The organism is Streptomyces sp. NPDC002994 (assembly GCF_040611155.1).
Lineage (GTDB): Bacteria > Actinomycetota > Actinomycetes > Streptomycetales > Streptomycetaceae > Streptomyces.
The window spans coordinates 232,140-246,447 of record NZ_JBEXNQ010000006.1 but is presented as its reverse complement, the minus strand read 5'-3'; the positions used below and the strand labels follow the sequence as shown (position 1 = coordinate 246,447).

Annotated in this window: 13 protein-coding genes; 7 read left to right on the top strand and 6 right to left on the bottom strand. The window is 69.8% G+C overall.

The features are described 5' to 3' along the window. Positions 1 to 120 precede the first annotated feature (120 nt). Together ABZX79_RS10235 and ABZX79_RS10230 are read right to left on the bottom strand one after the other, a co-directional pair. On the bottom strand, positions 121 to 1,011 hold the full coding sequence (locus tag ABZX79_RS10235) for an alpha/beta hydrolase (protein ID WP_355254150.1): 891 nt from the start codon (positions 1,009 to 1,011) through the stop codon (positions 121 to 123). A gap of 509 nt (positions 1,012 to 1,520) precedes the next feature. Next, complete coding sequence (locus tag ABZX79_RS10230) at positions 1,521 to 2,213, bottom strand: metal-dependent transcriptional regulator (RefSeq protein WP_069928273.1); 693 nt, start codon at positions 2,211 to 2,213, stop codon at positions 1,521 to 1,523. 176 nt (positions 2,214 to 2,389) lie between these two features. Here ABZX79_RS10230 and ABZX79_RS10225 point away from each other — a divergent pair, with 176 nt between their 5' ends. Then, positions 2,390 to 3,145, top strand: a complete 756-nt coding sequence (locus ABZX79_RS10225) for an SIS domain-containing protein (RefSeq protein WP_355254147.1) — start codon at positions 2,390 to 2,392, stop codon at positions 3,143 to 3,145. Between the two features lie 36 nt (positions 3,146 to 3,181). Here the strand turns inward: ABZX79_RS10225 and ABZX79_RS10220 are convergent, their stop codons facing one another. Both ABZX79_RS10220 and ABZX79_RS10215 read right to left on the bottom strand, forming a co-directional pair. Continuing rightward, entirely contained in the window at positions 3,182 to 4,381 is a 1,200-nt protein-coding gene (locus tag ABZX79_RS10220; RefSeq protein ID WP_355254145.1) for an ATP-binding protein, read from the bottom strand. Further along, the gene (locus tag ABZX79_RS10215; protein ID WP_355254143.1) at positions 4,378 to 5,043 is read right to left on the bottom strand and encodes a response regulator transcription factor; all 666 of its coding nucleotides are present in this window, start codon (positions 5,041 to 5,043) and stop codon (positions 4,378 to 4,380) included. Before ABZX79_RS10215 ends, ABZX79_RS10220 begins: the two co-directional genes overlap by 4 nt. Before the next feature lie 112 nt (positions 5,044 to 5,155). Here ABZX79_RS10215 and ABZX79_RS10210 point away from each other — a divergent pair, with 112 nt between their 5' ends. The 4 genes from ABZX79_RS10210 to ABZX79_RS10195 are packed head-to-tail and all read left to right on the top strand — an operon-like array spanning position 5,156 to position 8,608. Further along, positions 5,156 to 5,665 carry a hypothetical protein gene (locus tag ABZX79_RS10210; protein WP_355254141.1) on the top strand — a complete coding sequence of 170 codons (510 nt, stop codon included), beginning with the start codon at positions 5,156 to 5,158 and terminating at the stop codon, positions 5,663 to 5,665. Beyond that, positions 5,662 to 6,720: a peptidoglycan-binding protein gene (locus ABZX79_RS10205; protein ID WP_355254139.1), complete on the top strand. Its 1,059-nt coding sequence runs from the start codon at positions 5,662 to 5,664 to the stop codon at positions 6,718 to 6,720. The genes ABZX79_RS10210 and ABZX79_RS10205 overlap by 4 nt, the downstream gene beginning before the upstream one ends. Further along, a complete protein-coding gene (locus ABZX79_RS10200; RefSeq protein ID WP_355254137.1) occupies positions 6,717 to 7,397 on the top strand; it encodes an ABC transporter ATP-binding protein in 681 nt (226 codons plus the stop codon). The genes ABZX79_RS10205 and ABZX79_RS10200 overlap by 4 nt, the downstream gene beginning before the upstream one ends. Next, entirely contained in the window at positions 7,397 to 8,608 is a 1,212-nt protein-coding gene (locus ABZX79_RS10195; RefSeq protein ID WP_355254135.1) for an ABC transporter permease, read from the top strand. The genes ABZX79_RS10200 and ABZX79_RS10195 overlap by 1 nt, the downstream gene beginning before the upstream one ends. A 32-nt stretch (positions 8,609 to 8,640) precedes the next feature. Here ABZX79_RS10195 and ABZX79_RS10190 read toward each other — a convergent pair whose 3' ends face one another. After that, entirely contained in the window at positions 8,641 to 10,002 is a 1,362-nt protein-coding gene (locus ABZX79_RS10190; RefSeq protein ID WP_355254133.1) for a PAS domain-containing protein, read from the bottom strand. Between the two features lie 592 nt (positions 10,003 to 10,594). Between ABZX79_RS10190 and iscB the strand changes: the two genes are divergently transcribed. After that, complete coding sequence (iscB, locus tag ABZX79_RS10185; protein WP_355254131.1) at positions 10,595 to 11,974, top strand: RNA-guided endonuclease IscB; 1,380 nt, start codon at positions 10,595 to 10,597, stop codon at positions 11,972 to 11,974. A 253-nt stretch (positions 11,975 to 12,227) separates the two neighbouring features. Here the strand turns inward: iscB and pdxH are convergent, their stop codons facing one another. Further along, entirely contained in the window at positions 12,228 to 12,851 is a 624-nt protein-coding gene (gene pdxH, locus ABZX79_RS10180) for a pyridoxamine 5'-phosphate oxidase (protein ID WP_355254306.1), read from the bottom strand. A gap of 335 nt (positions 12,852 to 13,186) precedes the next feature. Between pdxH and ABZX79_RS10175 the strand changes: the two genes are divergently transcribed. Beyond that, positions 13,187 to 14,287, top strand: a complete 1,101-nt coding sequence (locus ABZX79_RS10175) for a citrate synthase 2 (RefSeq protein ID WP_355254129.1) — start codon at positions 13,187 to 13,189, stop codon at positions 14,285 to 14,287. Positions 14,288 to 14,308: the final 21 nt, after the last annotated feature.

Here is a 14,308-nt window from a genome sequence, read left to right as displayed (position 1 = left end):
TGCACCTTTTCAGCCCCTCAGGCGCTTGAGGAGCGGGGTCTGGGGCGGAGCCCCAGTTGCGGGGAGGGGCGGGTAGGGGAACGCCCCGCGCAGCGGCTGCCCCGCCGGCACCAACGGCCGTCAGGGGTGGCCCAGGGGCGGAACGACCGGCTCCTCCGCGGTCTCCTCCAGGAACGACTCGATCGCGGTGCGCCAGCCCTCCGGCTGGTCGTAATGGACAAGGTGGCCCGCGTCGACCACCTCCGCGTACCGCCCGCGCGGCAGCACTCTGACCATCTCCTGCGCCTCCGCTCGCCCCAGTTCGCCGTCGAGGCCGCGCACCACCAGGGCCGGGCACTGGACCAGTGCCAACTCCTCCCAGTGGGCGTCGTACACCCATGTCTCGCGGGAAGTGAGCATCTGGCGGCGGGAGAAGAGCGGGCGCCAGCCGTCGGCCCGTTCGGCCATGACCTCGGCGAAGAACTCGCCGCGGGCCGGGCTCGGCCGCTCCACCCAGGGGTCGTCCTCGCCGAACCACTTGCGTACGTCGGCGAGCGTCGCGAACGGGACGGGCCACGACTTGAACCAGTCGTCCCACTCACGCTGAGACGCGGCACCGAGCGCACCCGCCCGCATGTCGCAGATGACGACCGCGCGGACGAGATCGGGGCGCTTGGCGGCGAGCTGCCAGGCAGTCAGAGCGCCCATGGAGTGGCCGATGAGCGTGACGGGCGCGAGACCCAGCTGCTCGACCGCGGCTTCGGCGTCGGCGACGTACGCCTCGCGGGTGTACGGGCCGTCGGCCGGCTTGTCGCTGCGGCCGTGGCCGCGCTGGTCGAGGGCGACCGCGTGGTAGCGCTCGGAGAGCCAGCGCGCCGTGCCCGCCCAGTGCGAGGCCCGGCCCATCAGGCCGTGGAGCAATAAGACCCCGGGGGCGCGGTCGGTTTCCCCGCTCCCCTTGGGCAGGTCGGCGAACTCCCAGGCCGCGAGGCGTACGCCGTCGGCTCCGGTCACGTCAATGCGCCGCACCATATGTCCTGGCACCCCCTTCGTCCCCCGGGTGGTCCGTCCATGAGTGGTCGAGTCGAGCCAGACTATCGAACCTGTATTCGAAAACGCGCTTGCGGCGCGCAACACCCCTCTTTCGAGTGACCACGCTCAAGGATTGACTCCCGCCGCCGAGGGGAGATCTTCAGCGGGAGGCGGGCCGCTCGGGGAAGACGGACCGCGGGGGCTGACCCTGGGAGCTCGGGGCTCCGGGTCAGCGCAGGGGAGGACCGGCTCCGGCGCCTCAGGGCGCCGGAGCCGTCCCCTTCACAACGAACAGAACGAACAGGACGACCCCCCAGGCCGTACCAGCGCGACGGGCGCATCCCCTGCCCCCTCCCCGACCGAACCGGCAGACCGGTCGGCGGCCCTCACGTCAAGTGCTTCGGTCACAGCCTGGCACGGGATCCGCCCGGTCGCTGGGATTCCGGAGGATCGCCGGACCGGCCCCAACGACGTTGGGGCCGGGGGCCGTTGCCGCCGGAGCGCCGGTGTCAGCGCTTGGCGACGAAAACGTGCGAGGCCACCTCGGCACCGAGCTCCGCGGCCTCGCCACTGCTGCCGACAAGTACCCCACCGGGCGACTCCGTCACACTCACGACCGACCCGGGCTGCACGCCCGCGCGTCGCAGCGTGTACATCAGCTGGGCATCCGTCTGGATCGGCTCCCCGATCCGGCGTACGACGACGGTCTTGCCCTCCGGGCCGGGTGCCAGGTCGTTCAGGCTGACCATGTTGTCGTCCAGGAACGGGTCCGCCTCAGCCTTCTCGCCAAGCTCCTCCAGGCCGGGGATCGGGTTGCCGTACGGAGACTCCGTCGGGTGACGCAGCAGCTCCAGGACGCGCCGCTCCACCGCCTCACTCATCACGTGCTCCCACCGGCATGCCTCCGCGTGGACCTGCTCCCACTCCAGGCCGATCACGTCGACGAGCAGACACTCGGCGAGCCGGTGCTTGCGCATCACGCGGGTGGCGAGCTTGCGGCCCTCGTCGGTCAGCTCCAGGTGACGGTCGCCCGCCACTGTCACCAGCCCGTCGCGCTCCATACGCGCCACGGTCTGGCTCACTGTTGGTCCGCTCTGGTCGAGCCGCTCGGCGATACGGGCGCGCATGGGGACGACGCCTTCTTCCTCGAGCTCGAGGATGGTGCGGAGATACATCTCCGTTGTGTCGATCAGTCCGGACATACGTGCCCCTCGATTACTCGTGCGCTGGCCCTGACCCAATTCTGACGCATAGCGCTGACAACCGTGCCGCGCCGACCGGAAGCCGTATTGACACGGCACTGGTCCAGACCGCAACGTGATCCGCGCCACCGTCGCACGACACTCGCACGATGTACCGCTGGAAAGGGCCCTGCGCGATGAGCGAAAGCAAACTGGCCGGTCAGTTCTTCGACGCCGCGATCGGGCTGCTGCACCGCGTCCGCGACGAGGAGGCCCGGAACATCGCAGCCGCCGGCGCAGCCATCGCCGACGCGGTGGCTGCGGGAGGGCGGCTCTTCGCCTTCGGCGCCGGCCACTCCTCGCTGGCCGCCCAGGACGTCGTCTACCGGGCCGGCGGCCTCGCCCTGATGAACCTGCTCGCCGTTCCCGGGACCGTCGGCGTGGACGTCATGCCCGCCACGCTGGGCTCCGCCCTGGAACGCGTCGACGGGCTCGCGGCAGCCGTGCTGGACAGCAGCCCCGCCAAGCCGGGCGACGTACTGGTGATCATTTCGCTGTCGGGGCGCAACGCGCTGCCGGTGGAAATGGCGATGAACGCGCGGGCGCTCGGCCTGAAGGTCATCGGCGTGACCTCGGTGGCGTACACGCGAGAGACCAAGTCCCGGCACGTCTCGGGAACGTACCTGAAGGACCACTGCGACATCGTCCTCGACAGCAAGATCGCGGTCGGCGACGCGGAACTCACGGCGCCGGGCATCGAGGCGCCCTTCGCGCCCGCGTCGACTGTCGTGACGAGCGCTCTGGTGCAGGCCGTCATGGCGACCGCTGCGGGCGACCTGGCGGAGCGCGGCATCGAACCTCCATTGCTGCGCTCGGGCAACGTCGACGGCGGCCACGAATGGAACGGCCGCGTGATGACGGAGTACCGCGACCGGATCTTCTACCGGCACTGATCGCGTCGTCACCGTGCGTTCCCCGGAGCGCACGCCCTACGTTCCCGGGAACGTCACCCGTACGGTCAACCCGCCACCCGGGTTCGCCACGGCCGCCGTCAGCGCGCCGTGGGCGCGCGCAATGGACGCCACGATGGACAGCCCCAGCCCCGCGCCCTCACCCGGCGCATGGTGGCGCTCCCGCGCCCGGCGGAACGGCTCGAAAAGGCGGGGCACCGTAGCGGGCAGGACGAGGGGGCCCGTGTTGGAGACTTCCAGGCCGTCAGGGGACACACGGAGCCGCACCCGGCCCCCCGGGTGGTTGTGGCGGATCGCGTTGGCGGCGAGGTTGTGAACGAGGTGTTCGAGCAGGACCGCGTCTCCCCGTACCGTCAGCGGCTGCGCCGAAGCCTCCACCGTGACGCCCCGGCGCCGGGCATCCTCGGTCAGCCCCGTCGCCACCGTGCGGGCGATCGCGTCCAGCGCGGCGGGTTCACGGCGCTGGATCCCCTGGTCGGAGACCGCGAGAAGCAGCAGGCCCTCGATGAGCTGCTCGCTCTCCCCCGCCGTCTCGATCAGCTTCTCCCGGATACGGGCGACCTTCTCCGGCGACGGTTCGCCGGCCAGTCCGATCTCTGCCGCTGCCCGCTGCACGGCGAGGGACGTCCGCAGTTCGTGGGCGGCGTTGGCGGCGAAGCGCTGCTGGGCGGAGACGAGTTGCTCTATCCGGTCGAGCATTCCGTCGAACGTGTCGGCGAGTTCCTTGAGTTCGCCCGGCGGCGCCTTGAGGGCGAGCCGTTCGTGGAGGTTCTCGCCCGACAGCCGGCGCGCCCGCGCGGTGATCACCCCGACCGGGCGCAGCACCCTGCCCGCCATCCACCAGGCCAGGGCCACGGAGGCGGCCGAAAAGAAGGCGAGCGCCACGCCGGACACCGTCAGCAGGCTCTCCAGGGCGGCGTCCTCGGCCGCGTTGCTGATCCGCCGGGTCGCCGCGTACTCCGCCGCCACCCCCGGGCCGAGATCGACGGGGGTGCCCGGTTCCGCCCGCCGGGCGGGGGCCGCCTCCCGCCAGTCCGGGCCCGGGTCCGTGCCCGGGACGGCGAGGTCGGCGTACGGCACGGTCGTGGTGACCGCCGTGCTGATGCTGGAGTGCAGTGCGTCCCGTACGAGGAGGTGGACGAAGCCGATCAGCAGCACACCGGCCAGCACGAGCAGGCCGCCGTAGAGCGCCGTCAGACGCCCGCGCTCACTCGTCATGCCGCACCGCCGACCCGGTAGCCCGCACCCGGGACCGTCTCGATCACCTGCGGCTCACCCAGCTTCGCGCGCAGTTTGCTGAGGGTGACGCGGACCGCGTTGGTGCGGTAGCTGGTGTCCTCCTCCCACACCTGCTCGATCAGGTCGTCGCCGCTGACCACCGCCCCGTCGGCGCGCATCAAGGTCTCCAGTACGGCGAATTCCTTGCGCGAGAGCGCGAGGTAGCGGCCGTCCCTGCTGACCTGCCGCCGGGCGGTGTCCAGGACCAGTCCCGCGCGTTCGAGGACCGGGGGCAGCGCGGGCCGGGCGCGCCGGCCGAGCGCCAGGATGCGGGCGAGCAGTTCGTCGTACGCGAACGGTTTGGTGAGGTAGTCGTCGGCGCCGAGGCCCAGGCCGTCGACCCGGTCCCGTACCGTCCCCGAAGCCGTCAGCATCAGGATGCGGGTCAGCAGCCGCTGCTCGACGACCTTGCGGCACACGTCGTCGCCGTGCAGCCCCGGCAGATCGCGGTCCAGGACCAGTACGTCGTACTCGCCAAGACCGAGCTTGCGCAGGGCCGTCAGGCCGTCGGGCGCCACGTCCACCGCGATCGCGTCGCGGCGCAAGCCCTCGGCGATCATCTCGGCCAGAAATGCCTCGTCCTCCACCAGCAGCACACGCATGCGCTCTGTGTACCTGAAGGGGACCTTTCGGCGATGTAAGCGTCTGGCCTGAGAGAAACGAAATGCCGTTCCTTGGAACGCTCGCGGTGTCCCCTTCAGAAGGAGAAGAACCATGAGCACCAGGACACCTGCCCGTTCCCGTACGCGCTCGGCGGCCTTCGCTTCAGGATTCGCCGCGCTCGCCCTCTTCGCCTCGGCCTGCTCCGGCGGCAGCAGTAATGACACGTCGAAGGACTCCGGTACGAACGCGGGCAAGGCCAGCGACGACGCGGCCAAGCACCGCAAGTGTCTGCGCGACAACGGGCTCGACGTCCCCGACCCCAAGCCGGGCGAGGACGAGCGCGGCATGACGATCAGCGGCGACGGGTTGAGCAAGGAAGCCATGGAGAAGGCGCTGAAGGCATGCGCCGGGAAGGGCGGCCCCGGCTCGGCGGGTGCGGGGATCACCCAGGCCGACAAGGACAAGATGGTCAAGCACGCCCAGTGCATGCGCAAGAACGGTTACAACATGCCCGACCCGAAGTTCGACGGCGGGATGACGGAAGCGCTGCCGATGCCGAAGGGCGTCGAGAAGGAGAAGTTCGAGAAGGCCAACAAGGCCTGCGAAAGCGTCATGCGATGAAGCGGCGCAGGACACTCATCGCCGCGGTGGTGGTGCTCGCCGTGGCCGGCGGCGGAGTCGCCGCGACCGCCCTGAGCGCCCCGGGCAGGAGCGAACCCCCGCAGGACTCCGCCCTGCCGCCCGCTACCGCTCCCGTCGAGCGCGGCGACCTCAGTAACAGCACCCAGGTCGAGGGAACGCTCGGTTACGCCAGGGAACGCAAACTCAACGCGGGCGTCACGGGAACGCTCACTTGGGCCGCCGGCACCGGTTCCGCGGTGAAGCGGGACGGCAGGCTGTACGAGATCGACGGCAAGCCCGTCCGCCTGATGTACGGCGCCGGACCGATGTACCGGACGCTGAAGACCGGCGACGAGGGCAGGGACGTCGAACAGCTGGAACAGAACCTCGCCGCCCTCGGCTACACGGGCTTCACCGTCGACGACGAGTACACGTCGCTGACCGCGGCCGCTGTCAAGCGCTGGCAGAAGGCTCACGAGCTCAAGCAGACCGGCCGCGTCGGTCCCGAGCACGTCGCCTTCGCGCCGGGTCCGGTACGTATCAAGAGCGCGGAGTCGGCTGTCGGAGACCAGGCGGCACCGGGCCGGCCCGTTTTCACCACCACGAGCTCGGAGAGGGTCGTCACGTTCAAGTTGGACGTCACCGACGGAAAGCTCGCCAAAGCCGGCACCAAGGTCACCGTCGGCCTGCCGGACGGCTCCAGCGCTCAGGGTGAGGTCTCCTCGGTCGGCAAGACCGCCAAGCCGGGCGACGACCCGCAGGACACAACGCCCAAGATCGACGTGACCGTTTCCTTCGACGCACCGGAGAAGGTCAGCGGCTTCGACCAGTCCCCGGTCACCGTCAACCTCACCGGAGACACCCGCGAAGGCGTTCTGTCCGTTCCCGTGAACGCACTTCTCGCACTGCCCGGCGGCGGCTTCGGCGTCGAGGTCGTCGAGAACGGCAAGTCGCGCGAGGTGAAGGTCGAACTCGGCATGTTCGGGCAGGGCCGGGTAGAGGTCAGCGGCGGCGGACTGCGCGACGGCATGATGGTCGGGGTGCCCAAGATATGAGCGCCGTCGTCGACCTGAGAGAAGTCACCAAGGAGTACCCCGGCGGTGTCGCCGCCCTGCGCGGCGTCGACCTCGCTGTCGAGGAGGGCGAACTGCTGGGCATCGTGGGCCCGTCCGGCTCCGGCAAGTCCACCCTGCTGCACATCGTCGGCACCCTGGACCGGCCGACCGCCGGAACGGTCGCCATCGCAGGACACGATGTCGCCACACTCACCGACCGCGAACTGTCCGCGCTGCGCGCCCAGCACGTCGGCTTCGTCTTCCAGGCGTTCCACCTGGTGCCCGGCATCAGCGCCCGCGACAACGTGGCGGAGGGGCTGCTCTACTCCGGCCTTTCCCCCGCACAGCGGCGTCGGCGGGCCGCGGACGCGCTGGAGCGGGTGGGGCTGGCGGACCGGATGGGGCACAGGCCGCACGAGTTGTCCGGTGGGCAGAAACAGCGGGTGGCGATAGCGCGTGCAGTCGTCGGCGAGCCGGATCTGCTGCTCGCCGACGAGCCCACCGGAGCACTGGACTCCGCTTCCGGGGAAGCGGTGATGGCGCTGCTCCACGACCTCAACAAGGAGGGCGCGACGATCGCGGTCATCACTCACGACACGGAGATCGCCGAGCGGCTGCCCCGCCAGGTACGCATCCGCGACGGCCGGGTCGTGGCGGACCTGAGGAGCGACAACTGATGGCCCGCACACATGTCCGTACACGACTCAGAGCAGCCCGGCTCGGTCCCCGCGACGTCCTGCATGTCGGCTCGGCCGGGCTGCGCAGCCGCCCTGTGCGCGTCGTCCTGTCCGCACTGGGCATCGCTATCGGAATCGCCACCATGATCGCGGTGGTCGGCGTCTCCGCGTCCAGCCAGGCTCAGCTGATGCGCGAACTCGACAGGCTGGGAACCAACATGCTGGTGGCGACCCCCGGCGAACCGGTGTTCTCCGGTGAGGACGTCAAGCTGCCCAAGGACGCGGTCGGCATGGTGGGACGCATCGACGGGGTCGAGGAGGCAGCCGCGACCGGCGACATCAAGGAAGCGGTGCGGCGCAGCGAGAAGATCTCCGAGGACGAGACAGGCGGCATCGCGGTCAAGGCCGCGACGGAGGAGTTGCTGAAGGTGCTGCGCGGTGAGGTCGCCGCCGGCACATGGCTCAACCAGGCCAGCGGCCGCTATCCCTCGGTCGTACTCGGCCACGTCTCCGCCCAGCGGCTCGGCATCACCGCACCGGGTCAGCAGGTCTACATCGGCGACCGGTACTTCACCGTCGTCGGCATCCTCGGCCCCTTGCCGCTCTCTCCCGAGATCGAACGCTCCGCACTGGTCGGCTGGCAGGGTGCGCAGAAGCTGCTCGGCTTCGACGGCCACCCGACGTCGGTGTACGAACGCTCGTCGGACTCCTCCGTACACGAGGTGCGTAAGCTGATCGCCTCCACCGTCGACCCGCGGAATCCCCAGAACGTACAGGTGACCGACCCGTCGTCGGCTCTGCAGGCGAAAGCCGCCACCAAGGGCGCGTTCAGCAGTCTGCTCCTCGGACTCGGGGGGATCGCGCTGCTGGTGGGCGGCGTCGGGGTCGCCAACACCATGATCATTTCGGTGCTGGAGCGACGTTACGAGATCGGGCTCCGCCGCTCCCTGGGTGCGACCCGCGGCCAGATCCGCATCCAGTTCGTCACCGAGTCGCTGATGCTCTCGGGCCTGGGCGGCCTGGCCGGGGTCGCGATGGGCGCCGCCGCGACGGGGATCTACGCGTACTCCGGCGGCCTGCCGTGGGTCGTGCCCCCATGGGCGGTCGGCGGCGGATTCGGGGCGACGCTGGTCATCGGCACGATCGCCGGCCTGTACCCGGCCGTACGAGCGGCACGGCTCTCCCCGACGCTGGCGCTGCACGCGGCGTAGGACGGCCCGTTCCCGGGTTCGCTTCTTACGTCTTACGTCGCTCTCAGCACCTGCGCCAAGTCGATCGCCGCCGCCACCCGCACGGCGATGTTCTCCGCGTACGTCGCGTCCGGGCGCTCGAAGGCACTGCGGCTCGGACCGCGCAGGAAGGTGGCCACGCCCAGCGTCCGGCCGCGGCTGCGCAGCACCGTGCACAAGGCGTGCACGGTGTCCTTCGGCCACTGGCGCCGCTCCGCCCAGTCCTGCGGTCCCCCGCTCGCCCGTACCGAGCCGAGACGGTCGAGGGACTGGAGCGCCGGATGACCGGGCGGATACGGGACGGGGATGCCGGCTCCGCCGGTCACCGGGAGACAGGGCCCCGGGGCACCCGACGGCGTGGCCGCCGCCCGGACCAGGCGGGCCGGGTGATCCCCCGCCGTCAGGTCCACCAGCGCGTGGTCGGCGAATCCGGCGAGGGCGAAGTCCAGGTACGACAACGCCGCTTCCATCGGGTCCTCGCACTCGGCGGCCGCGCGCCCGGCGCGGTGCAGTTGGTTGCCGCGGAAGCGCAGCTGCGAGGCTTCCTGTTCCGCGGTCTTCGCCTCGGTGATGTCCTGGAACAGCCAGCCGACGCCCAGCGGGACCGGTTCCTCCGCGAGCGGCGAGGCCAGCCGCAGGAAGCCGCTGCGCCAGCACCGCCGCCGCTCGCCCTTCCCGCCCGCCTCCACCCTGCGCAGCGTCACCCACAGCTCGGCGGGGGCCGGCGGCGCCCCCTCCGCCAGTACGTGCTGCAGAGCGCCCTCCAGCTCTTCCACGCCCTGGACGATGAGCTCCCCGAGGGGACGGCCCAGGAGCGCCGTACGCCCCACTCCGAGAGCGCGCGCCGCGTGCACGTTGACGACAGTGGGACGCAGGTCCACGTCCACCAGAACGACGCCCCAGGACGCGTCGTCGAAGAGCGCCTCGCTCAGCGCGATCGCCCGTTCCAGGTCGATCTGCGCGTGCACCTCACTGAACGCGCAGTAGACCCCGGCGGGCTTGCCCTCCGCACCGCGCACTCCCGCCGACTGTGTACGTACGAGAACGCGCCCACCGTCCTTCCGCAGAAGCGCGAATTCGTGCACCTGACGGCCCGGAGCGTGCATCGCCGACATCAGCCGTCCCTGCACCTCGTCCGCGTCCGCCGCCCTCGCCGCCCACCCCGCGAGACCGGCCCGCCCGACCGCCTCGTCCGCCGTCCACCCGAGGATCCGCTCGGCCTCGCGGTTCCAGTGGGTGATCACCCCGTCCGCGTCGAAGGCACAGAGCGCCGCGTCCATGCCGTCGAGAAGCGCGGCAAGAAGATCGTCGGAACCGGGTCCTGGCTCGTCGGGACCGTACGCGTCGGTGGTCTCGCCAATCCGGGAAGCACTCACCTGGCACCCCCTGCAGGTGTTCGCCTTTGCTGCACTGCTGTCTGCCGCACTGCTGTCTGCTGAACTCGGGATCATTCAACTGGAACGTGACGCAGCACACACCACGTTTCGAAGAAGTCAGAGGTCCTTGTGGAGAGAGAGGCACCCCTCTCATGCGTTCGTAGTCTCGAAGCGGATCACACGCACGGGTGATATCGACCGGCCTCCGGCTCGCAGCGGCGGCCCTCGCATTAACGTCCGAAGCACACGTGAAGGGAGGCCACTCGCTCCCCGGACGGAAGGTTCAGAGAGTGGCCAGCTCGAGCCATCGCGATCAGTCGATCAAGAAGAGGTGCCTTCGATGGCTACGTTTCCTGCAGGCGAGCAGACCCACCAGGCTGTGCTTCCTCAGCAGCCTGCGCTGGAATCCGTGGGAGCAGACACCCCTGGGAGCAGGGACGAAACGGCTCATGGACACCGCACCATTGCGCGCGGCACCGGCAGGGAACATGGGCGAGGGGAGACCGGTAGGGAGGGCACCACACCCCATCGGCGTCACGCCGAACAGGCAGAGACCGGGAACGGTGACGTTCCCACCAGGTACCAAGGCGGTGTGGGGGCCGGCAGGGTATTCGTTCTCGGGAAGGACGGAGGCCCTTTGATGCCGTGCCACCCCGCCCGCGCACGGGAACTCCTTGCCAAGGACCGCGCCGTAGTCATCCGGCAGGCTCCCTTCACCATCCGGCTGAAGGACCGCACCTTCGCAGACTCGGAGGTCGAGGGCGTACAACTGCGCATCGACCCCGGCTCCAAGGGAACAGGCATCGCTGTCACCGATGTGAAAAGGGAATCCGCCAAGGACGGCGCCAAAGTCGCCGTGCGACGAGGCTTGATTTCGATCGAGCTCCAGCACCGGGGCGACCAGATCCATCAGAGCATGCGCCAGCGAGCGGGCTACCGCCGCAGACGGCGCTCGGCGAACCTCCGCCACCGCGCTCCCCGCTTCGACAACCGCACGCGCCCGAACGCCTGGTTACCACCGTCACTGCAACACCGCGTCGATACGACCCTGTCGACTGTCCGTCGGCTGTGCACATGGGCACCAGTCACCGAAATCCATATCGAGCGCGTCGCGTTCGACACCCACGCCCTGAGCGCGGGCAGGACCCTCACCGCTTCCGAGTACCAGAACGGAACCCTCGCCGGGACCGAGGTCCGGGAGTACCTCCTTACCAAGTGGGACCGCGCCTGCGCCTATTGCGGGGCCACCGGGGTGCCGCTGAATATCGACCACATCCACCCGCGCAGCCGTGGCGGCTCCAGCCGCGTCTCGAACCTGACCCTTGCCTGCATTCCTTGCAATCAGGCCAAGGGCACGACAGCGGTAGAAGACTTCCTGGCGCGCCGACCCGATCGCCTCGCCACGATCCTCCGGGACGCCAAGAGCCCTCTGCTCGACGCCGCAGTCATGAACGCGACCCGCTGGCGACTCGCCGAGACTTTGGACTCTTTGGGCCGTCCGGTGAGCGCATGGTCGGGCGGACGCACGAAGTGGAACCGCACTGCCATGGGGCTGGGCAAGAGCCACTCTCTCGACGCCCTTGCCGTCGGCCACCTCGATCACGAGAACGGAGACCGCGTCGTCCGCGTTGCCGAGCGGGTCTGCGTCATCAGAGCGACAGGTCGTGGTACGTACGCCCGCACGACCCCGGACCGGTTCGGCTTTCCCCGCCTACGGCGAACCCGTGCCAAGCAGCACTACGGCTACGTCACCGGTGACCTCGTACGCGCCCAGGTCCCTCGCGGCAAGTGGATAGGGGCGTGGGTCGGCCGTATCGCCGTCCGCGCCAACGGCCAGCACCGCCTCACCACACCGACGGGTCGCTTCGACGTCTCCCACAGAAATCTACGGCTTCTGCAAAGGGCCGACGGCTACGTCTACGCCACCAGGCAGGAGAACCCCGGTGGACGGGAGCCTCAGAAAATCGCTTGAGCAGCGCCAAAGCGGCTCCTAGTGTGTGGCCCACACTGGAAGGGAGGTGATCGGGAAGTGAATTCTTTCCGGACTCGTGAGGTGACTGCGGGCTGACGGCCCGTCGTCGCACTTAGTGCAGGCCGACAGATCGTCGGCCGAAATCCCAGCAGTCACTGACCCGCGGGCTCGCCGGTAAGTCCGGCCGGCTTCTCTTCGGAGGGACCAGAGCCCGCGGGTTTCTGCGTTGCACAGGCCCCTGGGGTGACAGGCCTTACGGGCAGAGGCGTTCCACTCGCCACGTGCCGTCCTCGGTGACGTACCGCAGGCGGTCGTGCAGGCGGTTCGCGTGGCCCTGCCAGAACTCGACCGTCTCGGGAACGATCCGGTAGCCGCCCCAGTCCGGTGGCACCGGTACGCGTTCGGGTTCCGGGTAGCGCGCGGCCAGCTCGTCGTAGCGGGCGAGCAGCTCCTCGCGGGACGCGACCACGGATGACTGCGCGCTCGCCCAGGCCCCGAGCTGTGAGCCGTGCGGGCGCGTTCTGAAGTACGCCGCTGTCTCGTCGCGGCCGATCCGCTCCGCCGTACCGGTGACTACCACCTGGCGCGCGACCTGGTGCCACGGGAAGAGCAGCGAGACGTACGGATTGGAAGCGATCTCCTGGCCCTTGCGGGAGGCGTAGTTCGTGAAGAAGACGAAGCCCCGGCTGTCGTACTGCTTGAGCAGCACGGTGCGGGACGAGGGCCGGCCGTCGGGGGTGGCCGTGGAGACGATCATGGCGTTCGGCTCGTGGAGGCCTCCTGTGGCGATCTCCCTGAACCAGCGGTCGAACTGACCCATCGGCTCGTCGGCGAGCTGGGCCTCGGTGAAGGCTTCGCTGCGGTAGTGCTCACGCATGGCGGCGGGATCGAAATCTCGGTTCGGCACGGTGCCATCCTGCCGCAGCGGCCCATTGTGCCCGGCACCCGGTGCCATCAACCCTCTGCGCGGGAAATGGGGCAGTGTGCCGGTAATCACGCTTCCCCGCATCGGCGGAACCCGCCAAAATGTGGGCGCCGGGCACTGTGGCCTCCATACAGCAGGGGCTATCGTGCCTGCTTCCGAAGCGGTTGGGTGACCACCGGCCGCGCGGGGAATCACCGGGGTGACCCATGGCACTTAAAACCTGCCCGCATGCCCCCTGGTCACAAGCCGCTTTGTCGCCTGTCGAACACGTCATGAGGAGCCGCCTGATGTCCGACTTCGTACCCGGACTCGAAGGAGTCGTAGCGTTCGAAACGGAGATCGCAGAACCGGACAAGGAGGGCGGTGCGCTCCGTTACCGGGGAGTCGACATCGAAGACCTCGTCGGGCACGTGTCCTTCGGGAACGTGTGGGGCCTGCTGGTCGACGGCGCGTTCAACCCCGGGCTGCCCGCCGCCGAGCCGTTTCCGATCCCCGTCCACTCCGGTGACATCCGCGTCGACGTGCAGTCCGCGCTGGCGATGCTCGCCCCCGTGTGGGGGCTGAAACCGCTGCTCGACATCGACGAGCAGACCGCGCGCGACGATCTGGCGCGCGCCGCCGTGATGGCACTGTCGTACGTCGCCCAGTCGGCGCGCGGGCAGGGTCTGCCGATGGTTCCGCAGAAGGAGATCGACAAGGCGGAGACCGTTGTGGAGCGCTTCATGAAGCGCTGGCGCGGTGAGCCCGACCCCAAGCACGTCAAGGCCGTCGACGCGTACTGGACGTCGGCCGCCGAGCACGGCATGAACGCCTCCACGTTCACGGCGCGTGTGATCGCGTCGACCGGCGCGGACGTGGCCGCCGCCCTGTCGGGCGCGGTCGGTGCCATGTCGGGACCGCTCCACGGTGGCGCGCCCTCGCGCGTCCTCGGCATGATCGAGGAAATCGAGCGCACCGGTGACGCGAGCGCGTACGTGAAGCAGGCTCTCGACAAGGGCGAGCGTCTGATGGGCTTCGGCCACCGGGTGTACCGCGCCGAGGACCCGCGGGCGCGCGTTCTGCGGCGTACGGCGAAGGAACTCGCCGCGCCGCGCTTCGAGGTCGCCGAGGCGCTGGAGAAGGCCGCTCTCGAGGAGCTGCACGCGCGGCGGCCCGACCGGGTGCTCGCGACGAACGTCGAATTCTGGGCAGCGATCGTGCTGGACTTCGCGGAGGTCCCGGCGCATATGTTCACTTCGATGTTCACGTGTGCGCGTACGGCGGGCTGGAGCGCCCACATCTTGGAGCAGAAGCGCACGGGGCGCCTGGTGCGGCCTTCCGCGCGGTACGTCGGTCCCGCGTCGCGCAATCCGCACCAGGTCACCGGCTTCGACGACATCGCGCGCTGAGGTCCGCAGGCCCGCTCGCCG